The sequence below is a fragment of the Streptomyces sp. NBC_00539 genome, assembly GCF_036346105.1.
Lineage (GTDB): Bacteria > Actinomycetota > Actinomycetes > Streptomycetales > Streptomycetaceae > Streptomyces.
The window spans coordinates 5,684,968-5,708,646 of record NZ_CP107811.1 but is presented as its reverse complement, the minus strand read 5'-3'; the positions used below and the strand labels follow the sequence as shown (position 1 = coordinate 5,708,646).

General features: G+C 71.2%; 24 protein-coding genes. 3 read left to right on the top strand and 21 right to left on the bottom strand.

What is annotated here, in order from left to right; all coding sequences use genetic code 11:
* Nucleotides 1–990 (bottom strand): aspartate carbamoyltransferase catalytic subunit, encoded by a 990-nt coding sequence (locus OG861_RS25680; protein WP_030294587.1) that lies wholly within the window; start codon nucleotides 988–990, stop codon nucleotides 1–3.
* A 108-nt stretch (nucleotides 991–1,098) separates the two neighbouring features.
* Nucleotides 1,099–1,677 carry a bifunctional pyr operon transcriptional regulator/uracil phosphoribosyltransferase PyrR gene (pyrR, locus tag OG861_RS25675; RefSeq protein ID WP_329193656.1) on the bottom strand — a complete coding sequence of 193 codons (579 nt, stop codon included), beginning with the start codon at nucleotides 1,675–1,677 and terminating at the stop codon, nucleotides 1,099–1,101.
* Nucleotides 1,678–1,936: 259 nt separating this feature from the next.
* On the opposite strand from pyrR, the gene bldD reads away from it, so the two are divergent.
* Nucleotides 1,937–2,437: a transcriptional regulator BldD gene (bldD, locus tag OG861_RS25670; RefSeq protein ID WP_030026184.1), complete on the top strand. Its 501-nt coding sequence runs from the start codon at nucleotides 1,937–1,939 to the stop codon at nucleotides 2,435–2,437.
* A 186-nt stretch (nucleotides 2,438–2,623) separates the two neighbouring features.
* Here the strand turns inward: bldD and nusB are convergent, their stop codons facing one another.
* From nusB to OG861_RS25575, 19 genes are all read right to left on the bottom strand, one after another.
* A complete protein-coding gene (nusB, locus tag OG861_RS25665) occupies nucleotides 2,624–3,052 on the bottom strand; it encodes a transcription antitermination factor NusB (protein WP_136210902.1) in 429 nt (142 codons plus the stop codon).
* Between the two features lie 2 nt (nucleotides 3,053–3,054).
* Nucleotides 3,055–3,621, bottom strand: coding sequence for an elongation factor P (gene efp / locus OG861_RS25660; RefSeq protein ID WP_329193659.1), 567 nt, complete (start codon nucleotides 3,619–3,621; stop codon nucleotides 3,055–3,057).
* Nucleotides 3,622–3,680: 59 nt separating this feature from the next.
* The gene (locus tag OG861_RS25655; RefSeq protein ID WP_329193661.1) at nucleotides 3,681–4,787 is read right to left on the bottom strand and encodes an aminopeptidase P family protein; all 1,107 of its coding nucleotides are present in this window, start codon (nucleotides 4,785–4,787) and stop codon (nucleotides 3,681–3,683) included.
* 114 nt (nucleotides 4,788–4,901) lie between these two features.
* Nucleotides 4,902–5,711, bottom strand: coding sequence for an AAA family ATPase (locus OG861_RS25650; RefSeq protein WP_329193663.1), 810 nt, complete (start codon nucleotides 5,709–5,711; stop codon nucleotides 4,902–4,904).
* 80 nt (nucleotides 5,712–5,791) lie between these two features.
* Nucleotides 5,792–6,232, bottom strand: a complete 441-nt coding sequence (gene aroQ / locus OG861_RS25645; RefSeq protein ID WP_329193665.1) for a type II 3-dehydroquinate dehydratase — start codon at nucleotides 6,230–6,232, stop codon at nucleotides 5,792–5,794.
* On the bottom strand, nucleotides 6,229–7,320 hold the full coding sequence (aroB, locus tag OG861_RS25640) for a 3-dehydroquinate synthase (protein ID WP_329193667.1): 1,092 nt from the start codon (nucleotides 7,318–7,320) through the stop codon (nucleotides 6,229–6,231). The genes aroQ and aroB overlap by 4 nt, the downstream gene beginning before the upstream one ends.
* Nucleotides 7,317–7,835, bottom strand: coding sequence for a shikimate kinase (locus OG861_RS25635; RefSeq protein WP_329193669.1), 519 nt, complete (start codon nucleotides 7,833–7,835; stop codon nucleotides 7,317–7,319). Before OG861_RS25635 ends, aroB begins: the two co-directional genes overlap by 4 nt.
* A complete protein-coding gene (gene aroC / locus OG861_RS25630; protein ID WP_329193671.1) occupies nucleotides 7,832–9,016 on the bottom strand; it encodes a chorismate synthase in 1,185 nt (394 codons plus the stop codon). The genes OG861_RS25635 and aroC overlap by 4 nt, the downstream gene beginning before the upstream one ends.
* A 134-nt stretch (nucleotides 9,017–9,150) precedes the next feature.
* Entirely contained in the window at nucleotides 9,151–9,975 is an 825-nt protein-coding gene (locus OG861_RS25625) for a shikimate dehydrogenase (RefSeq protein WP_329193673.1), read from the bottom strand.
* 6 nt (nucleotides 9,976–9,981) lie between these two features.
* Entirely contained in the window at nucleotides 9,982–11,727 is a 1,746-nt protein-coding gene (gene mltG / locus OG861_RS25620; protein ID WP_329193674.1) for an endolytic transglycosylase MltG, read from the bottom strand.
* A gap of 125 nt (nucleotides 11,728–11,852) precedes the next feature.
* On the bottom strand, nucleotides 11,853–12,323 hold the full coding sequence (gene ruvX / locus OG861_RS25615; protein WP_329193677.1) for a Holliday junction resolvase RuvX: 471 nt from the start codon (nucleotides 12,321–12,323) through the stop codon (nucleotides 11,853–11,855).
* Between the two features lie 2 nt (nucleotides 12,324–12,325).
* Nucleotides 12,326–14,995, bottom strand: a complete 2,670-nt coding sequence (gene alaS / locus OG861_RS25610; RefSeq protein WP_329193678.1) for an alanine--tRNA ligase — start codon at nucleotides 14,993–14,995, stop codon at nucleotides 12,326–12,328.
* Complete coding sequence (locus OG861_RS25605; RefSeq protein WP_329193679.1) at nucleotides 14,995–15,366, bottom strand: DUF6167 family protein; 372 nt, start codon at nucleotides 15,364–15,366, stop codon at nucleotides 14,995–14,997. Before OG861_RS25605 ends, alaS begins: the two co-directional genes overlap by 1 nt.
* Nucleotides 15,367–15,374: 8 nt before the next feature.
* Nucleotides 15,375–15,803, bottom strand: coding sequence for a DUF948 domain-containing protein (locus OG861_RS25600; RefSeq protein WP_329193682.1), 429 nt, complete (start codon nucleotides 15,801–15,803; stop codon nucleotides 15,375–15,377).
* Nucleotides 15,804–15,984: 181 nt separating this feature from the next.
* On the bottom strand, nucleotides 15,985–16,596 hold the full coding sequence (gene rpsD, locus OG861_RS25595) for a 30S ribosomal protein S4 (protein WP_030026606.1): 612 nt from the start codon (nucleotides 16,594–16,596) through the stop codon (nucleotides 15,985–15,987).
* A 479-nt stretch (nucleotides 16,597–17,075) separates the two neighbouring features.
* Entirely contained in the window at nucleotides 17,076–18,431 is a 1,356-nt protein-coding gene (locus OG861_RS25590) for a replication-associated recombination protein A (RefSeq protein ID WP_329193684.1), read from the bottom strand.
* A gap of 51 nt (nucleotides 18,432–18,482) precedes the next feature.
* On the bottom strand, nucleotides 18,483–19,094 hold the full coding sequence (locus OG861_RS25585) for a vitamin K epoxide reductase family protein (protein WP_329193685.1): 612 nt from the start codon (nucleotides 19,092–19,094) through the stop codon (nucleotides 18,483–18,485).
* Between the two features lie 163 nt (nucleotides 19,095–19,257).
* Entirely contained in the window at nucleotides 19,258–20,517 is a 1,260-nt protein-coding gene (gene hisS / locus OG861_RS25580) for a histidine--tRNA ligase (RefSeq protein ID WP_329193687.1), read from the bottom strand.
* Between the two features lie 10 nt (nucleotides 20,518–20,527).
* Nucleotides 20,528–21,238: an MBL fold metallo-hydrolase gene (locus OG861_RS25575; protein WP_329193689.1), complete on the bottom strand. Its 711-nt coding sequence runs from the start codon at nucleotides 21,236–21,238 to the stop codon at nucleotides 20,528–20,530.
* A gap of 163 nt (nucleotides 21,239–21,401) precedes the next feature.
* On the opposite strand from OG861_RS25575, the gene OG861_RS25570 reads away from it, so the two are divergent.
* Together OG861_RS25570 and OG861_RS25565 are read left to right on the top strand one after the other, a co-directional pair.
* Nucleotides 21,402–22,181, top strand: coding sequence for a peptidylprolyl isomerase (locus tag OG861_RS25570; protein WP_329193691.1), 780 nt, complete (start codon nucleotides 21,402–21,404; stop codon nucleotides 22,179–22,181).
* Nucleotides 22,182–22,376: 195 nt separating this feature from the next.
* Entirely contained in the window at nucleotides 22,377–23,606 is a 1,230-nt protein-coding gene (locus OG861_RS25565) for a DUF349 domain-containing protein (RefSeq protein ID WP_329193693.1), read from the top strand.
* Nucleotides 23,607–23,679: the final 73 nt, after the last annotated feature.

The window sequence follows — 23,679 nt, the reverse complement described above, 5'->3', positions numbered from 1 at the left end:
TTACTTGCTCTCCTCGATGCGGGGCGTGCTGGTGGTGGTGACGGCGGGCTCGGAACCGCCGAGCAGCAGGTACAGGACGGCCATCCGGGTGGAGACGCCGTTGGCCACCTGCTCCACGGCCGTGCAGCGGTCGGAGTCCGCGACCTCGGCGGTGATCTCCATGCCGCGGTTCATCGGGCCGGGGTGCATCACGATGGCGTGTTCGGGCATCTTGGCCATGCGGTCGCCGTCGAGCCCGTACCGGCGGGAGTACTCGCGCTCGGTGGGGAAGAAGGCGGCGTTCATGCGTTCGCGCTGCACACGAAGCATCATGACCGCGTCGGACTTCGGCAGCACCTCGTCCAGGTTGTACGAGACCTCGCAGGGCCAGCTCTCGACGCCGATCGGGACCAGCGTCGGCGGGGCCACCACGGTGACCTCCGCGCCCAGCGTGTGGAGCAGCTGGACGTTGGACCGGGCGACCCGGCTGTGCAGGACGTCGCCGACGATCGTGATCCGGCGGCCGTTCAGGTCCTTGCCGAGGCCGGCGTCGCGCCCGACCAGGCGGCGGCGCATGGTGAAGGCGTCGAGCAGGGCCTGGGTGGGGTGCTCGTGGGTGCCGTCACCGGCGTTGACCACGGCGGAGTCGATCCAGCCGGAGGTGGCGAGGCGGTAGGGGGCGCCGGAGGCGTGGTGGCGGATGACGACGGCGTCCGCGCCCATCGCCTCCAGGGTCAGGGCGGTGTCCTTGAGGGATTCGCCCTTGGAAACCGAGGAGCCCTTGGCGGAGAAGTTGATGACGTCGGCGGAGAGCCGCTTGGCGGCCGCCTCGAAGGAGATCCGGGTGCGGGTCGAGTCCTCGAAGAAGAGGTTGACGACGGTGAGGCCGCGCAGGGTGGGCAGCTTCTTGATCGGCCGGTCCGCGACGCGGGCCATCTCCTCGGCGGTGTCGAGGATGAGGACGGCGTCGTCGCGGGTGAGGTCGGCGGCCGAGATGAGGTGGCGCTTCATCTGGGTGCTCCGTAGGTCAGGAGGGCAGGCAGGCGGGCTGTCTGGCTGGTGTCGCGCGCAGGGCATGCTGCGGCCGGGCACCCGTGGCGGGACCCGTACCGGTTCGGGCTACTGCTGCCCGGCTGCCCGGTCGGTCCGCTGGCCGAGCAGTACGGCGTCGCGGCCGTCCTCCTCCTGGAGCTGGACCTTGACGGTCTCCCGCAGCGACGTGGGGAGGTTCTTGCCGACGTAGTCGGCGCGGATCGGCAGTTCGCGGTGGCCGCGGTCGACGAGGACCGCGAGCTGGACGGCGCGGGGGCGGCCGAGGTCGCCGAGGGCGTCCAGGGCGGCGCGGATGGTTCTGCCGGAGAAGAGCACGTCGTCGACGAGGATGACCAGGCGGCCTTCGATGTCGTCGCCGGGGATCTCGGTGCGGCCGATCGCGCGGGCCGGCTTCATCCGCAGGTCGTCGCGGTACATGGTGATGTCGAGGGAGCCGACCGGGATCTTCGTACCGGTGATCTCTTCGAGTTTGGCGGCCAGCCGGCGGGCGAGGAAGACGCCGCGGGTGGGGATGCCGAGGAGCACCACGTCATCGGCGCCCTTGGCGCGTTCGACGATCTCGTGGGCGATGCGGGTCAGGACCCGCGCGATGTCCTGGGCGTCCAGCACGGGACGCATGACATCGGAGCTCTGCTGGGTGTCCATGAAAAGGACCTCCTTCTCCGCCTCACGGGACGGACCTTAAAGGACGTCTGATGTTCGCGTTCCACCGTAGCAGGCCGATGTGCCCGGTCCGTCCACCGGGCACGAGGCGGGACCCCTCGTAAGTGGGGGTTGAAGAGCATTCGGCTTGACGCATCCAAGTAACGCTGCGTAACCTCACAGTGAGTTACCAGCCGCGCGGCGGAGCCGCTCGTGGTCATGCCGTCCATGTCGTCACAGCGTCACAGCGTCCGGGAGCGTTATGTCCAGCGAATACGCCAAACAGCTCGGGGCCAAGCTCCGCGCCATCCGCACCCAGCAGGGCCTTTCCCTCCACGGTGTGGAGGAGAAGTCCCAGGGCCGGTGGAAGGCCGTGGTGGTCGGTTCCTACGAGCGCGGGGACCGCGCCGTGACCGTCCAGCGCCTCGCCGAGCTGGCGGACTTCTACGGGGTTCCGGTCCAGGAACTCCTGCCGGGCACCACCCCGGGCGGAGCGGCCGAGCCGCCGCCGAAGCTGCGCCTGGACCTGGAGCGGCTGGCGGGCGTGCCCGCCGAGAAGGCCGGCCCGCTCCAGCGTTACGCCGCCACCATCCAGAGCCAGCGCGGCGACTACAACGGCAAGGTGCTCTCGATCCGCCAGGACGACCTGCGCACCCTCGCGGTCATCTACGACCAGTCCCCCTCGGTCCTGACCGAGCAGCTCATCAGCTGGGGCGTGCTGGACGCGGACGCCCGGCGCGCCGTGGCCCACGAGGACGTCTAGCCCCCCGGGCACAGGACCAGCAGAAACGTTACCGGCGGGTGCCGGATCCCCCAGGGGGTCCGGCACCCGCCGTTTCGCGTTCCGGCCCGAGGACACGGGGCCGATGACGCAGCACGCACAACGGGAGGGCCCGCGGCGCCGTGATGCGCCGCGGGCCCTCCCGTTGTCACCGGTCCTGCGGGACCACTACTCGCGGCGCAGGCTCGGCTTGAGGTCCTTGAACCGGCCCAGCAGCCCGTTCACGAACGAGGGCGACTCGTCCGTGGAGAACTCCTTGGCCAGTTGGACGGCCTCGTCGATCGCCACGGCGTCCGGGGTCTCGTCCACCCAGATCAGCTCGTACGCGCCGAGACGGACGATGTTCCGGTCCACGACCGGCATGCGGTCGAGGTCCCAGTCCACGGCGTAGGTGACGATCAGGTCGTCGATGCGGTTCACCTTGTCGGCGTACCCCTCGACGAGATCCATCGTGTAGGCGTTGACCGGCGGCTGCCGGTCGTCCGACCGCGCGTGGCGGATCCAGTCCGCGAGGACCTCGCGCACGGGCACACCGCGCTGATCGGCCTCGAAGAGGATCTGGAAAGCGCGCTTTCGCGCGTTGCTCCGGGCAGCCACGGTTAGCTGTTCACCCGGCCGAGGTAGTCGCTGGTGCGGGTGTCGACCTTGATCTTCTCGCCGGTGGTGACGAAGAGCGGGACCTGGATCTCGTGGCCCGTCTCCAGGCGCGCCGGCTTGGTGCCACCGGTGGAGCGGTCGCCCTGGACGCCCGGGTCGGTGTGCTCGATGACCAGTTCGACCGCGGCCGGGAGCTCGACGTAGAGCACCTCGCCCTCGTGACGGGCCACGGAGGCGGTGAAGCCCTCGATGAGGAAGTTGGCGGCGTCGCCGACGACCTTGCGGTCGACCATCAGCTGGTCGTAGGTCTCCATGTCCATGAAGACGAAGTATTCGCCGTCCATGTACGAGAACTGCATGTCACGGCGGTCGATGGTGGCCGTCTCGACCTTGGTGCCGGCGTTGAACGTCTTGTCGACGACCTTGCCGGAGAGCACGTGCTTGAGCTTGGTGCGCACGAAGGCCGGGCCCTTGCCGGGCTTGACGTGCTGGAACTCGACGACGGACCAGAGCTGGCCCCCGTCGAGCTTCAGCACCATGCCGTTCTTGAGGTCGTTCGTGGAAGCCACGGTTGCGGAATCTCCTGCACTGGAAGACCACGGGTGCGCGCACAGCCCGGCCGAGCGGGCTAGAGCGCGAGCAGCTCCTTGGTCGTAATGGTGAGTAGCTCTGGACCGCCGTCCGCCTCGGGGCGTACGACGAGCGTGTCATCGATCCGGACACCTCCCCGGCCCGGGAGGTGAACCCCCGGTTCGACGGTGACCGGCACGCAAGCGTCCAGTTTACCCATGGCCGTAGGTGCAAGCTGCGGGTCCTCGTCGATTTCGAGGCCGACGCCGTGTCCGGTGGACGCGGCCAGTGCCTCGCCGTACCCCGCCGAGTCGAGTACGGAGCGCGCCGCGTGGTCGACGTCGCGGCAGGCGGCGCCCGGCAGGAGGGCCTCCCGGCCGGCCCGCTGGGCGGCGAACACGAGGTCGTACAGCTCGATCTGCCACGAGGCCGGGGTGGTGCCGATCACGAACGTACGGCCGATCTCGCAGCGGTAGCCGCGGTAGTTCGCTCCGAGGCACACGGAGAGGAAGTCGCCCTCCTCGACCCGGCGGTCGGAGGGCCGGTGCCGGGAGCGGCCGGAGTGGGGGCCGGTACCGACGGAGGTGGGGAAGGCGGGGCCGTCCGCCCCGTGGTCGACCAGGCGGCGCTCCAGCTCCAGCGCGAGGTGGCGTTCGGTGCGGCCGACGAGGATCGACTCCAGCAGCTCGCCGAGGGCCTGGTCGGCGATCTCGGCGGCGATGCGCAGGCAGGCGATCTCCTCCTCGTCCTTGACCAGGCGCTGCTGTTCCACGGCGAGCCCGAGGTCCGCCAGGCGCAGCTTCGGCGCGACGGAGTGCAGGGCGCGGTGACGGCCGACGGTGATGTGGTGCTCCTCGACCGCGAGGGACTCGGCCCGTACCGAGGCGGCCAGATCGGCGGCCGCCACGGCGGGATCCCCGCCCGGGGCGTCCAGCACGGTGACCCGCAGCCGTTCGTCCAGGCGGCCCTCGTCGTTCTCGCCGGTCGGCGCGCCCCCGCAGAACAGCACCTCCTCCGCCGGACCGACCAGCAGGACGGCGCCCGGCGGGGCGGCTCCCGTGAGGTAGCGGACGTTCGCCGGACGCGTGATCAGCGCGGCGGCGTTGCCCGCGGCGGCGCAGCGGTCGCGAAGCAGGGCCCGACGGGCCGCGTACACGTCTGACATGTATTCGAGCGTACGAGCGCACCGCCCATCCGGCCTGGCGAGAGCCGCCGTACGGGGCGGCCGGCGGGCGGGCGGGCCCCGGCGGGCGGGCGGGCCGCGGTGGCCGGGCGGCCCTCAGTAGGCGGGCGAGCCGATGACGCGGGCCAGGGTCTCGTCCAGCGCGCGGGCCGTGCCCTCGACGTCGAGCTGGGAGTTGTCGATGATCGGCAGGCCGGACCCGTACCAGCCGGCCATCCGCCCGTGGATCCGGGCGACCTCCTCGTCGGAGAGCCTGCGGTTGCCGGAACGGGCCGCGTTGCGCTCCAGGACGACCTCCAGGCCGGGCAGCAGCACGACCGGCAGCAGGGCCGGGCCCACGTGCCGTTTCCAGCCGCCCAGGCCCACCACGGGCCGGTCGGGGAAGACGGCGTCGTCCAGGATGCAGGAGATGCCGTTCGCCAGGAAGTTGCGGGCGGCGAAACCGCAGGTGCGGCGGGCCAGGCGGTACTGGGCCTCGGAGTGGTCGTTCCAGCCCGCCTGGGGGTCCGCGAAGCCCGAGCAGACCCATTCGCGGACGTCGTCCAGGCTGACGTGCGCGGTCGGCACCGGCCGGGTGGCGGCCCAGTGCCGTGCCACGGTCGTCTTGCCCGCGCCCGCCGGGCCGATCAGCAGCACCGCGAGGGTGGCCGCGCCGGTGCCGGGGGCGACCGCTGGCGGCAGCGGGATGTGCCCGGTGGGCTCGGGCGACGGCGACTGGGCGGGCGGCAGCGGAACGTATCCGCCGCTGTCCTGCGCCGGGGACCGGTCGTGCGGCGTCGGCTGCCCGGGCGGCGTCGGCTGCCCGGAAGGGGGCCAGCCCTGCGCCGGGGCCATGGGCGGCTGCGGGGGCGCCTGCGGATGCTGCCCCGGCTGCCCCCAGCCGCCGCTCCCCACTCCTTGCTGCATCCGCTGCCACTCCGTCTCGTTCCGGCGACTGATGCGAGAACGTTATATGACCGCGGAGCCCGAGCCGCCCACCAGCACCGTCAGGGCGTGACTTCGTCCGCCAGGGCGCGCAGTGCCAGCCGGTAGGAGCCGATGCCGAAGCCCGCCACCGTACCCGTGGCGACGGAGGCGATGACCGACGTGTGCCGGAACTCCTCGCGGGCGTACGGGTTGGAGATGTGCACCTCGATGAGCGGCGCGGTGCGCTGGGCCGCCGCGTCGCGCATCCCGTACGAATAGTGCGTGAAGGCCCCCGGGTTGATGACCACGGGGATCTTGCCGTCCGCGGCCTCGTGCAGCCAGCGGATCATCTCGCCCTCGTCGTTGGTCTCGCGGACCTCCACGTCGAAGCCGAGTTCGGCTCCCAGCGCCCGGCAGCTCTCCACCAGCCCGGCGTACGAGGTGGCCCCGTACACGTCGGGCTCGCGCGACCCGAGCCGGCCCAGGTTCGGGCCGTTGAGGACCAGCACGGGCCGGCTCACGCGGCGACCTCGCCGAAGGCGGCGAACAGCACCGCCGGGTCCGGTCCCTCCAGGACGGTGGGCTTGGCCAGCCCGTCGAGCACGATGAAGCGCAGCAGGTCACCCCGGGACTTCTTGTCGAGCTTCATGGTCTCCAGCAGCTTGGGCCACTGGTCGCCCCGGTAGGTCAGCGGCAGCCCGACGGAGGCGAGCACCGCCTTGTGGCGGTCGGCGGTCGCGTCGTCGAGCCGGCCCGCGAGCCGGCCGAGTTCCGCGGCGAAGACCATGCCGACGGAGACGGCCGCGCCGTGGCGCCACTTGTAGCGCTCGTTCTTCTCGATGGCGTGCGCGAGCGTGTGGCCGTAGTTGAGGATCTCCCGCAGCCCCGATTCCTTGAGGTCGCTGGAGACCACGTCCGCCTTGACCCGGATCGACCGCACGATGAGCTCGGCGGTGTGCGGGCCTGCGGGGGTGCGGGCCGCTTCGGGGTCCGCCTCGATCAGGTCGAGGATGACCGGGTCCGAGATGAACCCGGCCTTGATGATCTCCGCCAGGCCGCTGACGTAGTCGTGGACCGGCAGCGAGTCCAGGGCCGCGAGGTCGCACAGCACGCCGGCGGGCGGGTGGAAGGCGCCCACGAGGTTCTTGCCCTCGGCGGTGTTGATGCCGGTCTTGCCGCCGACGGCCGCGTCCACCATGGCCAGCACGGTGGTCGGGACCGCGACCCAGCGCACGCCGCGCAGCCAGCTCGCCGCGACGAAGCCCGCGAGGTCGGTGGTGGCTCCGCCGCCCACGCCCACGATCACGTCGGTGCGGGTGAACCCGGACTGTCCGAGAGCCTTCCAGCAGTACGCCGCGACCTCGACGGTCTTGGCCTCCTCGGCGTTCGGCACCTGGATGGCGACGGCCTCGTAGCCCTGCGCCGCCAGGTCGTCCCGCAGCGCCTCGCCCGTCGAGGCCAGCGCCTCGGGGTGGATCACGGCCACGCGCTGGGCCCGCGTACCGATCAGGCTGCCCAGCTCGCCGAGCAGCTGCCGGCCGACCAGCACGTCGTACGCCTCGTGTCCCGCGCTCGCGCCGACCTGGATGCGCGTCACCTGGTCTGTCATACGTCCTTCAACTCCAGAGCGTCGAGGACCGCCTGGGCGACCTCTTCGGGGGTGCGGTCGTCGGTGGCCACCACGACGCGCGCGACTTCGGTGTACAGGTGGCGGCGGGCGTCCATCAGCTCGCGCCACTGGCGGCGCGGGTTGACGGCGAGCAGCGGGCGCGCGGCGCCGAGGCCGACGCGCCGTACCGCTTCCTCGACGTCCATCGACAGGTAGGCGACGGGCAGGCCGGCGAGCAGCTCGCGGGTGCCCGCGTCGAGGACGGCGCCGCCGCCGAGGGCGAGGACTCCGGTGTGCTCGGCGACGGCGGCCGCGACGGCCCGGCGCTCCAGCTCGCGGAAGTACGGCTCGCCCTCGTCGACGAAGAGGTCCGCGATCTCGCGGCCTTCGGCGGCGACGATGTCGGCGTCCGTGTCCCGGTAGGGGACGCCGAGCCGCTCGGCGAGGAGTCCGCCCACCGTGGACTTGCCGGATCCCATGGGTCCGACGAGGACGATCAGGGGCCCGCCGGTCACCGGATCTGCAGGTTGTCGAGGTACGCGCGGACGTTGCGGCGGGTCTCGGGGACGGAGTCGCCGCCGAACTTCTCCACGACGGCGTCCGCGAGGACGAGGGCGACCATGGCCTCGGCGACGATGCCCGCGGCCGGGACGGCACAGACGTCGGAGCGCTGGTGGTGGGCGACGGTCGCCTCGCCGGTGGCGACGTCGACGGTGGCCAGGGCGCGCGGCACGGTCGCGATGGGCTTCATCGCGGCGCGTACGCGCAGCAGCTCGCCGGTGGTCAGGCCCCCCTCGGTACCGCCCGAGCGGCCGGTGGTGCGCCTGAGGCCCTCGGGGGTGGAGACGATCTCGTCGTGGGCCTGCGAGCCGGGCACGCGGGCCAGCTCGAAGCCGTCGCCGACCTCGACGCCCTTGATGGCCTGGATGCCCATGAGCGCGGCCGCGAGGCGCGCGTCGAGGCGGCGGTCCCAGTGCACGTGCGAGCCGAGGCCGACGGGGACCCCGTACGCGAGCACCTCCACGACGCCGCCGAGGGTGTCGCCGTCCTTGTGGGCCTGGTCGATCTCGGCCACCATCGCCTTCGACGCGTCGGCGTCGAGGCAGCGTACCGGGTCGGCGTCGAGCTTCTCGACGTCGGCGGGGGTCGGGTAGACGCCGTACGGGGCCTTGGCGGAGGCGAGTTCGACCACGTGGGAGACGATCTCGATGCCGGCGGTCTCCTTGATGAAGGACCGGGCGATCGCGCCGAGGGCCACACGGGCGGCGGTCTCCCGGGCGCTGGCGCGCTCCAGGATCGGGCGGGCCTCGTCGAAGCCGTACTTCTGCATGCCGGCGAGGTCGGCGTGGCCGGGGCGGGGGCGGGTCAGCGCCGCGTTACGGCCGGTGTCCTTGAGCAGGGAGGGGTCCACGGGGTCGGCCGACATGACCGTCTCCCACTTGGGCCACTCGGTGTTGCCCACCATGACCGCGATGGGGGATCCGAGGGAGAGCCCGTGCCGGACGCCGCCCAGGAAGGTGATCTCGTCCTGCTCGAACTTCATCCGGGCACCGCGGCCATAGCCGAGCCGGCGCCTGGCCAGGTGGTCCGCCACCAGCTCGGTGGTGACCGGGACACCGGCGGGGAGGCCCTCCAGCGTCGCCACCAGGGCCGGTCCGTGCGACTCTCCTGCGGTCAGCCAACGCAACCTGCTCAACGATGCTCCTCATGCTCGCGCCTGGTACAGCCACGGCGCGATCGGGGTGCGCGGCCCGGATCCGCCGTACCCGATCCTCCCACGTCCGGGCCGGTGCACCACGCTCCGGTCCAGCTATCGGACGGCCCGTGCGCCTAACGCGCGGCGAGCGCCCGCTCACCGGCGGCCCGCATGGCGGCGAGCGGGCCGGGAGCGCGGCCGGTCATCTGCTCGACCTGGAGGACGGCCTGGTGCACGAGCAGGTCGAGGCCGCCGACCAGTGCGCCGCCGCGGGCGGACCAGACGGCGGCGAGGGCGGTGGGCCAGGGGTCGTACAGGACGTCGAACAGGGTGCCGGGGGCGGCGGGCACGGCGGGGGCCAGCTCGTCCGTGGCGCCGGCCGGGGTGGTGGCGATGACCAGGGGGGCGGCCAGTGCCTCGGCCGCCCGCGACCAGTCGGCCGTGCGGACCTCGACACCGAGCCGCTCGCCCCACTGCCGCATCTCGTCCGCCCGGGCGCGGGAGCGCACGTACGCGGTGACCTCGCCGGTGCAGATCCGTGCGAGTGCGGCCAGCGCGGAGGAGGCGGTGGCGCCGGCGCCGAGGATCGCGGCGGCCGGCACCTTGTCGACGCCCTGCTCGTGCAGCGCGGCGACGATGCCGGGGATGTCGGTGTTGTCGCCGAGGCGGCGGCCGTCCTCGGTGAAGACCACGGTGTTGACGGCCTCCACGGAGGCTGCGGTGTCATTGACTGCGTCGAGCAGTGGGATGACCGCCCGCTTGAGCGGCATGGTCAGTGACAGCCCCGCCCACTCGGGTCCGAGTCCCGCCAGGAACCCGGCCAGCGCAGCCTCGTCGATCTCGAACCGGTCGTAGGTCCAGTCGGCGAGGCCGAGCTCGCGGTACGCGGCGCGGTGGAGCACCGGTGAGAGGGAGTGCTCGATGGGCGACCCCAGCACCGCGGCCCGTATGCGTGACATGTGTTGCTATCCGCCGTTCTTCTGCTTCTGCCGCTCGTTGAACTCCGCCACCAGTTTCTCGTGCTCCGCGAACGTCTTGGTGAAGGTCGTCTTCTGGCCGTCGACCGACACGAAGAACATCCAGCCGCCCCTGTCGGGGTTGAGCGAGGCGTTCAGGGCGTCGGAGCCGGGGTTGCCGATGGGACCCGGCGGCAGGCCCTTGTAGAAGTAGGTGTTGTACGGGTGGTCGAGCGTCTTGGTCTCGGCGCGCGAGACGTTGATGTTGCTCGTGCCCTTGAGGTAGTTGATCGTGGAGTCGAATTCGAGCTTCTGGTTGGTGACGTCGTTCGTCTTCTTGAGTCGGTTGTAGATGACGTCGGACATCTTGCGGAAGTCGTCGTGGTTCATGCCCTCCGCGTTGACGAGGCTGGCGACCGTGACGACCTGGAGCGGGTTCTCCAGTCCGAGGTCCTTGGCCTTGGCTTCGAGGCCGAGCGACGCGTACTTGTCGCTCGCGTTCTTGACCATCTGCTTGAGCAGCACCTCGGGGGCCATGTCCTTGGCCAGGTCGTAGCGCGTCGGGTACAGGAACCCTTCGAGCGGGTCCATGACCTTCGGGTTGGAGGCGGCCCAGGCCGGCAGGCCGAGGTTCTTGGCCTCGCGCTTCGCGATGTCCTGGGTGGTGCCCTGCGGCTTGCCGAGCTTGTTGTCGATCATGGCGTAGACGTCGACGTTGCGTTTGCCCTCGGGAACGATGATGACGTTCAGCTTCGAGGGGTCCGTCATCAGCGCGACGGCGGCGGCGGCGGACATCTTCTTCTTCAGCGGGTAGGTGCCGGGCTGGATGCCCTTGCCCTTGGGGGTGTCCGCGGCGGTGATGAACGCCTTGGCGCTCGCGACGACGCCCGCCTTCTCCAGGATGCTGCCCATCTGGGCGAGGGTGGCGTTCTTGGGGATCTCGACGTCCACGGTCTCTTCGAGGCCGGGGCCGGCGTAGTCCTCGCCGGGGCCGTAGCGGGCCTTGAGGTAGGTGTAGCCGTAGTAGCCGCCACCGCCGAGGACGGCCGCGACGACCACGGCCGCGACCAGGCAGGACACGCCGCGGCGTCTGGGTTTCGTCTTCGCCTTCTTCGAACGGCCCCCGCGGCGGCCACCGCCGCCGCGGCCCTCGTCGTCGTCGGCGGGCTCGGGGTCCTCCTCGGGGTCCTCGGTGAGGAGGTCGGTGTCCTGGCTCCCCGGCTCCGGTTCCAGGTGGCGCCGGCTCGGGGGCACCGGCGGCGGGTAGGCCTCCGGGGTCGCGTACAGGTCGGGGGCCTCGCCGGGGAAACCGGCGCCGGTCTGCTGGGCGTACGGCTCGGCGCCCGCGTACGGGTCGGCACCCGCACCCGTGTACGGATCCGCCGGCGCGGGCGCGCCCGCGTACTGGCCCTGGCCGGTGTCCCAGGGCTGGCCCCCGTACGCCGGCTGCGGCTGGTCGCTCTGCTGGTACTGCTGGTGCGGGAGGAAACCCTCCTGCGGGTACTGCTGGTACTGCTGCTGGAGCTGCTCCGGGTGCTGCTGGTACTGCCGGCCGTCCTGGAACTGGCCGTCCTGGAACTGAGGGGCCTGGAACTGGGGGTCCTGGTGCTGCGGCGCCTGCGCGTACTGCTGCTGGTCACCGGCGTAAGGCAGCTGACCCTGCTGGGCCGGATGCCCGTCGTACCCCTGGTCCCCGTACAAGGGGTCCTCGGGGTGCCACGGTTCGGGGGCGCGGCCCCGGCCATACTCAGTCATCGGTCCCCTAGAGCCGCGAGACGGAGGCAGCGGCTCGTCGCCGCGGCACCCGGTTCCGCCTCTGAAGTGGTGGGCGACGGCTGTTCGAATGCCGTCACATCGCGCGGAACGTTACCGTATCGCGATCAGACAACCACTTCGACGCACTCACCGGGCGGATTACCTGATACCCGTTCGGTCTCAAGAGCGTTCTGGAGGATCACCACGGCGGCGGCCTGGTCGATGACCGCCCGCCCCTTCTTGGCGTTCCTGCCCGAGGCCCGCAGCCCCTGTGCGGCGGTGACCGTGGTCATGCGCTCGTCCACCAGACGGACCGTCACCGGCTTGATGCCCTTGGCGAGTTCGCCCGCGAAGGCGCGCACCTTGGCCGCGGCCGGCCCCTCCCGCCCGCTGAGCGAGCGGGGGAGGCCGACCACGACTTCGAGCGGCTCGTACTCCTGCACGAGCTGCCGCAGCCGCCGGTGGGCGAACGGGACGTCCCGGCCCGGCACGGTTTCCACCGGTGTGGCCAGCACCCCGTCGGGGTCGCAGGAAGCGACCCCGATCCGGGCGTCCCCGACGTCGATGGCCAGTCGGCGGCCGCGGCGCAGCGTCATCGTCAGGCCGTCTCGGCGACGAGGCGCTCGACCGCGGCGATGGCCTCCGGCACGGCGGCCGGGTTCTGGCCGCCGCCCTGGGCCACGTCCGGCTTGCCGCCACCGCCGCCGCCGAGGGTCTTGGCGGCGGCGCGGACCAGGTCACCGGCCTTGAGACCGCGCTCGCGGGCGGCGTCGTTGGTGGCGATGACCGTCAGCGGGCGGCCGCCCGCCACGGTGAACAGGGCCACGACGACCGGGCGGCCGCCCTGGATCCGGCCCCGCACGTCGAGGACCAGCTTGCGCAGGTCGTCGGCGCCGGTGCCGTCGGGCACCTGACCCACGACGAGAGCCACGCCGCGGATGTCCTGGGCGTTCTCGGCGAGCCCCGCGGCGGCCTGGAGGACCTTCTCCGCGCGGAACTTCTCGATCTCCTTCTCGGCGTCCTTCAACTTGCCGAGCATGGAGGCGATCTTCTCCGGCAGCTCCTCCGGACGGCCCTTGACCAGCTCCTGGAGCTGGGCGACGACCGTGTGCTCCTTGGCGAGGAAGTTGTACGCGTCCACGCCCACCAGGGCCTCGACGCGGCGTACGCCGGAGCCGATGGAGGACTCGCCGAGCAGCTTGACCAGGCCGAGCTGGCTGGTGTTGCCGACGTGGGTGCCGCCGCACAGCTCCTTGGAGAAGTCTCCGATGGTCACGACGCGCACGCGCTCGCCGTACTTCTCGCCGAACTCGGCGATGGCGCCCTGCTTCTTCGCCTCGTCGATGCTCATGACCTCGGCGGTGACGTCCAGCTCACGGGCGAGCACGTCGTTGATCTTCTGCTCGACGTCGGTGAGGACCGTGCCGGGGACGGCGTTCGGCGAGCCGAAGTCGAAGCGGAAGCGGCCGGGCGAGTTCTCGGAACCGGCCTGGGCGGCCGTCGGGCCCAGCGCGTCGCGCAGCGCCTGGTGGGTCAGGTGCGTGGCGGAGTGGGCGCGGGCGATGGCCCGGCGGCGCTTGACGTCGATGGCGGCGTAGGCGGAGGCGCCCACGGTCACCTCGCCGACCTGCACCGACCCCTTGTGCACGGAGACGCCCGGGACGGGCTGCTGGACGTCGCGGACCTCGATGACGGCGCCGGAGTCGAGCTTGATCCGGCCCTGGTCGGCGAGCTGGCCGCCGCCCTCGGCGTAGAAGGGGGTGCGGTCGAGGACGACCTCGACCTCGTCGCCCTCGGAGGCGGCGGGCGCGGAGACGCCGTTGACCAGGAGGCCGACGATCGTGGACTCGCCCTGGTTGGTGGCGTAGCCGGTGAACTCGGTGGCGCCGGATCCGTCGGCGATCTCCCGGTAGGCGGACATGTCCGCGTGGCCGGTCTTCTTGGCCTTGGCGTCGGCCTTGGCGCGGTCGCGCTGCTCCTGCATGAGGCGGCGGAAGCCGCTCTCGTCCACGGAGAGGCCCTGCTCGGCGGCCATCTCCAGGGTCAGGTCGATCGGGAAGCCCCAGGTGTCGTGGAGCAGGAAGGCCTTGTCACCGGAGAGGACCGTGCCGCCCGTGGCCTTGGTCTCGGTCACGGCGGTGTCGAGGATGTTCGTGCCGCCCTTGATGGCCTTGAGGAAGGCGGCCTCTTCGGCGAGCGCGACGGTCTCGATGCGCTTCCTGTCGGTGATGAGCTCCGGGTACTGCTGTCCCATCGTGTCGATCACGACGCCGATGAGGTCCTGGACGACCGGGCCGGTGGCACCCATGAGGCGCATGTTGCGGATGGCGCGGCGCATGATGCGGCGCAGCACGTAGCCGCGGCCCTCGTTGCCGGGGGTGACGCCGTCGCCGATGAGCATCGTCGAGGTGCGGATGTGGTCGGCGACCACGCGCAGCGAGACGTCGGTGCCCTGGGCGGCGCCGTAGCGGACGCCGGTCAGTTCGGTGGCCTTGTCCATGACCACGCGCAGGGTGTCGGTCTCGTACATGTTCTGCACGCCCTGCAGGATCATGGCGAGGCGTTCGAGACCGAGGCCGGTGTCGATGTTCTTCGAGGGCAGGTCACCGAGGATCGGGAAGTCTTCCTTCCCGTCGCCGGCGCCACGCTCGTACTGCATGAAGACCAGGTTCCAGATCTCCACGTACCGCTCGTCGTTGACGGCCGGGCCGCCCTCGACGCCGAACTCGGGGCCGCGGTCGTAGTTGATCTCGGAGCAGGGGCCGCAGGGGCCGGGGACGCCCATGGACCAGAAGTTGTCCTTCTTGCCCAGGCGCTGGATGCGCTCGGCGGGCACGCCGATCACGTCGCGCCAGATCTGCTCGGCCTCGTCGTCGTCGAGGTAGACGGTGATCCAGAGCTTCTCGGGCTCGAGGCCGTAGCCGCCGTCCGCCACGGAGCTGGTGAGCAGCTCCCAGGCGTACTTGATGGCGCCTTCCTTGAAGTAGTCCCCGAAGGAGAAGTTGCCGCACATCTGGAAGAACGTGCCGTGGCGGGTGGTCTTGCCGACCTCTTCGATGTCCGGGGTGCGGACGCACTTCTGCACGCTGGTCAGCCTCGGGGCCGGCGGCTTGACCTCGCCCAGGAAGTAGGGCTTGAACGGCACCATGCCCGCGGGTACCAGCAGCAGAGTCGGGTCGTCCGCGATGAGCGACGCCGAAGGGACAACGGTGTGACCGCGCTCCTCGAAGAAGCTCAGCCAGCGGCGGCGGATTTCAGCCGACTCCATCAGTGGTCCTCATTCCGGTTGTACGAGTTGTACGAGATGTTCGGGCGGTGGGTGGTCTGGTCGGACGGGTCGAGCGCGATGGCCCGCATCCGCCGGGGCCCGGGCAGGGCCGTGACGTTGTCGGCCAGGGCCGGCTTGTCGGCGTCCTGGTGCAGGCCCAGTGCGTCGTTCAGCTCTTCTTCGCGCTGCGTCATTCCCGCCTTGACGTCCAGGGCGAAGTCCTTGAGGCGGTGGCCCGCCTCGACGGCCTTGTCGGCGGCCTGTGCGGCGAGGCTCTCCGGCGTCAGCTTCTTGAGCTGCCGGTTGACCTTGGTGGTGGCCCACACGCCGGCGGCGGCGCCTGCGGTGAACCAGAAGGCTCGGCGGAACATCGGAGGTCTCAGCCCTTCTGCTTCCGGCGCCGGGCGGCCGGCACCGTACGGCCGACGATCACAGTGCGTCGGGGGGTCTTGGTGGGCTCGGCGTCGGTCCTGCCCAGGGCCTTGCGCACCCCGTAGCCGAAGGCCGCGACCTTGACCAGCGGACCACCGAAGGTGGAGGCCACGGTCGAGGACAGCGCGGAGGCGTTGGAGGTGACCTCCTGGACGTCGCTCGCGATCGCGTCGACCCGGTCGAGCTGGGTGCGTGCGGAGCGCACGGTGGTGGAGGCGTCGGCGAGCAGCGGAACCGCCTGCTCGGTCACGTCCGCCACGAGCTTGGTGGTCGCCTTGAGCACCTGGGCCAGTCTCACCAGCACCACGGCGAGGAAAGAGACCAGGATGGCCCAGAAGACGGCCACGAGGATCCCGGCCACCTCTCCACCGGACACGTTTGCACCGCTTCCTGCACATAGATCGCTGGGTATGAAAAGTCTTCTCCGACCCTATCGCGCCGGAGATCCCCGGCCGTACCGGAATTCCGGCACGGGCCCGGAAAACAGGAAGCCCGCCGGCTCCCCCGAGGGGGAACCGGCGGGCTGACCAGCCTGTGGGGCTACGACCGCCGGAAGATCAGCGGGCGTAGTACTCGACGACGAGCTGCTCGTCGCAGATGACCGGGATTTCCTTGCGGTTCGGGTCGCGGTCCAGGCGGAAGGCCAGGGCCTTCAGGTTGACCTGCAGGTAACGGGGGGTCTCGCCCTCGCCTGCGTAGCCACCCTCACGGGCAACCTGGAACGGAACCTTCTCGCGGCTGCGCTCGCGAACCGTGATCACGTCGTCCGGGCGGACGCGGAACGACGGCTTGTCGACCTTGGCACCGTTGACCTCGATGTGGCCGTGGACCACCATCTGGCGGGCCTGGTAGATGGTGCGGGCGATGCCCGAACGCAGGACCAGGGCGTCGAGGCGACGCTCGAGCTCGACGACCAGCGCCTCGCCCGTCTTGCCTTCGGCCTTCTTGGCGCGGTCGTAGGCGCGGGCCATCTGACGCTCAGAGATGTCGTACTGGGCGCGCAGACGCTGCTTCTCGAGCAGACGAACCTTGTAGTCCGAGTTCTGCTTGCGGCCACGGCCGTGCTCGCCCGGCGGGTAGGGGCGGGCCTCGAAGTACTTGACGGCCTTCGGGGTCAGCGCAATGCCGAGGGCACGCGACTTCTTGACCTTGGGTCGCTTCTGGTTCACGTGGAACCTACCTCCATGTAGTCAGGTGAGACTTACCGGTAACGAGGGGGACGTAATGTCTCGACCACATGGGATCCCCCTGCCCAGTGCGCATCGGAGTTCGGGTTCCAACGAAACGGAATCCGCTTTCGACGACGTTAAGCAGGGTCAGCCGCGTCCCAGGGAAGGCGTTCGGCAGCTCACCGGAGCCGAACGCGTACGAACCCTCGTAGAGTCCAACGCCTCAGTATCCCCCACGTGGGCGGATGCTCCTGACACCAGGAGCCGCCGCGGTGCGGGACAGGGGGGCCGGCCGCTTTCGGCCGTCACCCCGGACGGGGACGCGATCCTCCGTGTTTCCGCGGAATCCGCGGCCGCAGGGGCCGCCGCTCACGTCCAGGTCCGGCCTCACCCCGTGATCGAGATCACGGATGTGGCGCCGGTTTCCGTGGACCATCGTATCCGAGGCCGCGGCGGGCGCGGGGCGGCCCCCGGGCAGGTCAGGCGCGCTCCCCGCGCAGCCGTTCGCGGACCTTCTCCACCACGTCCGCGTACCGCGCCTCGGCGCCGTAGCGCGTCGGCTCGTAGTACCGCTTGCCATGGATCTCGTCGGGTGCGTACTGCTGTGCGGCGATCGCGCCCGGCACGTCGTGCGGGTACACGTACCCCACCGCGTGGCCGAGCTTGGCGGCGCCCTTGTAGTGTCCGTCCCGCAGGTGCGCCGGGACCGCGCCGGCCAGCCCCGCCCGTACGTCGGCCAGGGCCGCGCCGATCGCCGTCGTCGCGGTGTTCGACTTGGGGGCCAGCGCCAGCGCGATCGTCACGTGCGACAGGGTCAGCGCCGCCTCCGGGAAGCCGATCATGGCCACGGCCTGGGCCGCCGCGACAGCGAGCGGCAGGGCCGTCGGGTCCGCCAGTCCGATGTCCTCGCTCGCGGAGATCATCAGGCGCCGCGCGATGAACCGGGGGTCCTCCCCCGCCTCGATCATCCGGGCCAGGTAGTGCAGGGCCGCGTCCACGTCCGAGCCCCGGATCGACTTGATCAGCGCGCTCGCCACGTCGTAGTGCTGGTCGCCGTCCCGGTCGTACTTGACGGCCGCGCGGTCGACCGACTCCTCGAGCGTCTGGAGGGTGATCTCCGGCTCCCCCTTGGCGATCGCCGATCCGGCGCCCGCCTCCAGCGCCGTCAGGGCCCGGCGGGCGTCGCCCCCGGCGATGCGCAGCAGGTGCGCCTCGGCGTCGGCCGGCAGGGTCACGGCCCCGCCCAGTCCCCGCTCCTCGGTGAGTGCGCGCCGTACCAGCGCGCTGAGGTCGTCGTCCGTCAGCGGCTCCAGCGTCAGCAGCAGGGAGCGGGAGAGCAGCGGCGAGATGATCGAGAAGTACGGGTTCTCGGTGGTCGCCGCGATGAGGGTGACCCAGCGGTTCTCCACTGCCGGGAGCAGCGAGTCCTGCTGCGCCTTGCTGAACCGGTGGATCTCGTCGAGGAAGAGGACCGTCTCCTTGCCGTACCCGCCGGCCGCCCGCCGGGCGCCCTCGATGACGGCGCGCACTTCCTTGACGCCCGCGGTGATCGCCGACAGCTCCACGAACCGTTTCTGTGTCGCCTGGCTGACGACGTAGGCGAGGGTGGTCTTCCCGGTGCCGGGAGGACCCCACAGGATCACCGAGGACGCGCCTGCCGGTCCCCCGGCGCCTTCCCCCACCAGCCGCCGGAGCGGCGCGCCGGGTTTGAGCAGGTGCTGCTGGCCCACGACCTCGTCCAGGGTGCGCGGGCGCATCCGGACGGCGAGCGGAGAACTGGACGGGTCCTTCTCCTGGCGGTCCTCGGCGGCGGCGGTGAAGAGATCTGGTTCCACACCGGAAGCCTAAGCGAGGCCGCTGACAGCCAGGGGGCCCTCACGGGGCCGTCAGGAGGTCCAGAAGTCCCACCAGCGGGTCAGGATCAGCATCCCGATGATCCCGATGTGCAGGACGGGCAGCACCCAGGTGAACTCGTCGAGGAAGCCCCGCAGCCAGCCGGGGGCCGGCAGCATGCGCGTGCGCACGTTGTGGGCGGTCACGTACCAGAACATGAGGATCGTGGCGACCCAGGCGAGGCAGCACCACAGGCACAGCGAGTTGATGTTGTACAACGACTGGTACATCAGCCAGGTGCAGAAGCCGACGCCGAACGCGGTGCCCGCGTTGAACGTGAGCCAGTACCAGCGGCGCACGCGCGCCCCCGCCAGCAGGCTCATGCCGACGCAGATCACCATCCCGTAGGCCACGAGCCCCAGCATCGGGTTCGGGAACCCGAAGACGGCCGCCTGGTCGCTCTTCATGATGTTGCCGCAGGAGACGATCGGGTTCAGGCTGCAGCCCGGGGTGAAGTTCGGGTCCTCCAGCAGCTTGAACTTGTCGATGGTGATCACCCAGGCGGCCAGCAGCCCGGCCGCGCCCGTGATCACCAGCAGCAGCGCCAGGGCCCGGCTGCCGCCGGAGGTCCGGGCGGTGTCCGCGTCAGAGCCTGTTGTCGTCATCCCGCCCGCTCCACATCTGCAAGGTCATCAAGCACCGGCCATTGTGCCGCACGCGGGAGCCCCGGGGCCGTTCGATGGAGATAAGGACGGTCCCGGGGGCCGGTCACGGCGAAGGGGCGGGCCGGGGGCTCTCCCCCGGCCCGCCCCTCCCCGGCGCCGGCCGTCAGGCCAGCTGCGCCCGCAGCACCTCGACCACCTCGGCGAGGGCCACCGGGTTCTGCTCACCGGACTCCAGGTCCTTGAGCTGCACCACGCCCTCGGCGAGGTCCCGGTCGCCCGCGACGATCGCGAAGCGGGCGCCGGAGCGGTTCGCGTCCTTCATGGCCCCCTTGAGGCCCTTGCCGCCGTACGAGATGTCCGCCGCGACACCGGCCCGGCGGAGCTCCGTGACCAGCCCGAACAGCACCGGCTTCGCCTCGCCGAGCGCCACCGCGAAGACCGACGTGGCCGCTGGGGTGTCCAGCTCGACGCCCTCCGCCTCGAGCGCCAGCACCGTACGGTCCACGCCCAGCGCCCAGCCCACCGACGGCAGCGCCGGGCCGCCGATCATCTCGGACAGGCCGTCGTAGCGGCCACCGCCGCCGACCGCCGACTGCGAGCCGAGACCGTCGTGGACGAACTCGAAGGTGGTGCGCGTGTAGTAGTCCAGCCCGCGCACCAGCTTCTCGTCGTCCTCGAAGGGGACGCCGGCCGCCGTGATCAGCGCCCGCACCTCCTCGTGGTACTGCTTGCACGCGTCGCACAGGTAGTCCCGCAGCACCGGGGCACCGACGAGCTGCTTCTGCACGTCGGCCCGCTTGTCGTCGAGGACGCGCAGCGGGTTGATCTCGGCCCGGCGCACGGTCTCCGCGTCGAGGTCGAGGCCGCTCAGGAAGGCCTGGAGCGCCTCCCGGTACACCGGGCGGCACTCCTTGTCGCCGAGCGAGTTCAGCAGGATGCGGAAGTTGCGCAGGCCCAGCGAGCGGTACGCCTGGTCGGCCAGGATGATCAGCTCGGCGTCCAGGGCCGGGTCCTCGGCACCGATGGCCTCGGCGCCGACCTGCGAGAAGTGGCGGTACCGGCCCGCCTGCGGGCGCTCGTAGCGGTAGTAGGAGCCCGAGTACCAGAGCTTGACCGGCAGGTTGCCCTTCTTGTGCAGGCTCGCCTCGAGTGCCGCGCGCAGCACCGAGGCCGTGCCCTCGGGACGCAGCGCCAGCTGGTCGCCGCCCTTGGTCTCGAAGGCGTACATCTCCTTGGAGACGATGTCGGTGGACTCGCCGACGCCGCGCGCGAACAGGCCGACGTCCTCGAAACCGGGCGTCTCGATGTAGCCGTAGCCGGAGTTCCTCAGCGGTGCGGCGATGGCCTCACGTACCGCCAGGAACTTCACGGAGACCGGCGGGATCAGGTCGTAGGTGCCCTTGGGGGCCTTGAAGGTGCTCACGGAAGTCTCGTCACATTCCTCGTCGTGGGGCGGCTGCGCCGTCCCCCAGGCCGGCGGCGACGTCCCGCAGGTACGGGTTGGTCGCGCGCTCGCGCCCGATGGTGGTCTGGGGACCGTGGCCGGAGAGCACCACCGTCGAGTCGTCCAGCGGCAGGCACACGCGGGCCAGCGAGCGGAGTATCTCGGCGTGGGAGCCGCCGGGCAGGTCGGTGCGTCCGATGGAGCCGGCGAAGAGCAGGTCGCCGGAGAAGAAGACGGACGGGATGTCCGCGGTCTCCGGCGTCCGGAAGGTCACCGACCCCTTGGTATGTCCGGGCGCGTGGGCCACCGAGAAGTCCATCCCGGCCAGCTTGAGGCCCGCTCCGTCGGTCAGTTCGCGGACGTCGTCCGGTTCGCCGACGGTCAGCTCGCCCATGAGCGGCATCCCGATGGAGCGGCCGAGGGCCTTCTCCGGGTCGCTCATCATGTAGCGGTCCTCCGGGTGGATCCAGGCCGGTACGTCGTGTGCTCCGCACACCGGGACCACCGAGGCCACATGATCGATGTGGCCATGGGTGAGGACGACCGCGACGGGCTTGAGCCGGTGCTTCTTCAACGTCTCCTCGACGCCCTGGGCGGCCTGGTGGCCCGGGTCGATGATGACGCACTCCTCACCGGCGGCGGGGGCGACCACATAGCAGTTGGTCCCCCAGGCCCCTGCGGGGAACCCGGCAATCAGCACGTTCGTCCTCAATCGTCGTCCGGCGTGAGCTCGGGCGGCGCGCACGGGGCGCGATGCCGCTGATCAGAGCCTACCGGGGCGGCTCATGACACAGCGAACCCATATACGGTACGGACTGCCCCAGCCCGGACAGCGGTACCAGAGACGTACAAGGAGACGACCGGTGGTCAGCAGCGATCAGCGTCGGCGACAGCTCGCCAGGGAGAAGTACGAGCGCCAGCAGCAGCGGCGGGCAGAGGCCCGGCGCAAGGCGCGCCGCCGGGCGGCGGTGGTCGGCGCGGCCGCGGCCGTGGTGGTCGCGACGCTGGTCGGCCTCGTGGCGGGCGGCGTCTTCGACGGCAAGGACGAGAAGACCGAGGCGTCCAGCACCCCCTCGCCCTCCGCGTCCCCGACCCCCAAGCAGTCGCCGCCGGCGATGGCGATCGACGACAAGGCGAAGTACACCTTCGCCCTCAAGACGAGCGCGGGCGACGTCACGTTCGAGATGGACGCGGCGAAGACCCCCCAGACCGTCAACTCGTTCAAGTCGCTCGCCGACAAGGGCTTCTTCGACAACACCAAGTGCCACCGCCTGGTCACCAGCGGCATCTTCGTGCTCCAGTGCGGTGACCCCCAGGGCACCGGCATGGGCGGCCCCGGCTACACCATCCCGGACGAGAACCTCGACGCCCTGGGCAAGCCGAACGCGCAGGGCCAGGTGATCTACCCGGCGGGCACGGTGGCGATGGCCAACACCGGCCAGCCCGGAACCGGCGGCAGCCAGTTCTTCCTCGTGTACAAGGACAGCCCGCTCGCGCCCTCCTACACGCCCTTCGGCAAGATCGACGCGGCCGGACTCAAGGTCGTGGAGGACATCGCCAAGGCGGGGACGGCCGACGGGGCCCAGGACGGCGCTCCGAAGAACCCCGTGACCATCGAGAAGGGCACCGTCACCAAGAACTGACCGGGACTCGGACGCGGCGGCCGGACGCGGCCGGCCCGGCGCCCGTACGTCGATATTGCGTCGTGCGGGATGCGGACAGCCGGCCCGGCGGTCGCCTATGTTGGCGTTGTGCAGGGCGGGCGCGGCCCGCCCCAGGAAACTGTGGACGATGCCCGGGGGTGAACCCCTCGCGAGGCATCAGGTGGAGGAGGCGCTGTGAGCAGCGACCCGTGGGGCCGAGTCGACGAGACCGGCACCGTGTACGTGCGTACTGCCGAGGGCGAGCAGGTCGTCGGCTCCTGGCAGGCGGGCACCCCTGAGGAGGCCCTGGCCTACTTCGAGCGCAAGTACGAGGGCCTGGTGGTCGAGATCGGCCTCCTCGAACGGCGGGTGCGGACCACCGATCTGTCCGCCAAGGACGCCCAGACCGCGATCGACCACCTGCGTACGCAGGTGGACGAGCACCACGCCGTGGGTGACCTCGACGCGCTGCGCGTCCGGCTGGACAAGCTGGTCGCGACGGTGGAGTCGCGGCGCGAGGAGCGCAAGGTCCAGAAGGCCAAGCAGGCGGACGAGGCCCGGGCGGCCAAGGACGCGCTGGTCACCGAGGCCGAGCAGCTGGCACAGAGCGACCAGTGGCGCAGCGCGGGCGAGCGGCTGCGCGCCCTGGTGGACATCTGGAAGGGGCTGCCCCGGCTCGACCGCAAGTCGGACGACGAGCTGTGGCACCGTTTCTCGCACGCCCGCTCGGCGTTCTCCAAGCGCCGCAAGGCGCACTTCGCCTCGCTGGACGCGCAGCGCGAGGAGGCCCGCAAGGCCAAGGAGAAGCTGGTCGCCGAGGCCGAGTCGCTGTCGAAGTCGACGGACTGGGGTCCGACGGCCGCCCGCTACCGGGAGCTGATGGAGAGCTGGAAGGCGGCGGGCCGGGCGCAGCGGGAGGCGGAGGACGACCTGTGGAACCGCTTCCGCGGTGCGCAGGACGTGTTCTTCGCGGCCCGCAGCGAGGTCTTCGCGGAGCGCGACGCCGAGCAGGTGGAGAACCTGCGGCTCAAGGAGGAGCTGGCCGAGGAGGCCGAGAGGCTCGTCCCGGTGACGGACCTGAAGGCGGCCCGGGCCGCGTTCCGCTCCCTCAACGAGCGGTGGGAGGCCATCGGCCACGTACCGCGTGACGCGCGGCCCAAGGTCGAGGGCCGGATGCACGCGGTGGAGCGGGCCATCCAGGAGGCCGAGGAAGGCGAGTGGCGGCGTACGAACCCGGAGGCGCGGGCCCGGGCGGCCGGTCTGACGGGTCAGCTGCAGGCGGCCGTCGACAAGCTGCGCGAGCAGATCGACGCGGCCCGCGCCACGGGCAACAACGCGAAGGCCGACAAGCTGTCCCGGGAGCTGGAGGGCCGCCAGGCCCTGCTGGACCAGGCGCTCAAGGGCCTTGAGGAGTTCGGCGGCTGATCTCGCCGCCCTCCTGCGCGGAAGAAGGCGCCTGCGCGGAAGAAGTTGGCCCCGGTACGCGCGTACCGGGGCC

Excerpts from the sequence above, each read along its gene's own strand:
- OG861_RS25680 (WP_030294587.1), bottom strand. The coding sequence starts at position 990 with ATGAAGCGCCACCTCATCTCGGCCGCCGACCTCACCCGCGACGACGCC.
- pyrR (WP_329193656.1), bottom strand. The coding sequence starts at position 1,677 with ATGGACACCCAGCAGAGCTCCGATGTCATGCGTCCCGTGCTGGACGCC.
- bldD (WP_030026184.1), top strand. The coding sequence starts at position 1,937 with ATGTCCAGCGAATACGCCAAACAGCTCGGGGCCAAGCTCCGCGCCATC.
- OG861_RS25655 (WP_329193661.1), bottom strand. The coding sequence starts at position 4,787 with ATGTCAGACGTGTACGCGGCCCGTCGGGCCCTGCTTCGCGACCGCTGC.
- OG861_RS25650 (WP_329193663.1), bottom strand. The coding sequence starts at position 5,711 with ATGCAGCAAGGAGTGGGGAGCGGCGGCTGGGGGCAGCCGGGGCAGCAT.
- aroB (WP_329193667.1), bottom strand. The coding sequence starts at position 7,320 with ATGACAGACCAGGTGACGCGCATCCAGGTCGGCGCGAGCGCGGGACAC.
- OG861_RS25625 (WP_329193673.1), bottom strand. The coding sequence starts at position 9,975 with ATGTCACGCATACGGGCCGCGGTGCTGGGGTCGCCCATCGAGCACTCC.
- mltG (WP_329193674.1), bottom strand. The coding sequence starts at position 11,727 with ATGACTGAGTATGGCCGGGGCCGCGCCCCCGAACCGTGGCACCCCGAG.
- ruvX (WP_329193677.1), bottom strand. The coding sequence starts at position 12,323 with ATGACGCTGCGCCGCGGCCGCCGACTGGCCATCGACGTCGGGGACGCC.
- alaS (WP_329193678.1), bottom strand. The coding sequence starts at position 14,995 with ATGGAGTCGGCTGAAATCCGCCGCCGCTGGCTGAGCTTCTTCGAGGAG.
- OG861_RS25605 (WP_329193679.1), bottom strand. The coding sequence starts at position 15,366 with ATGTTCCGCCGAGCCTTCTGGTTCACCGCAGGCGCCGCCGCCGGCGTG.
- OG861_RS25585 (WP_329193685.1), bottom strand. The coding sequence starts at position 19,094 with ATGACGACAACAGGCTCTGACGCGGACACCGCCCGGACCTCCGGCGGC.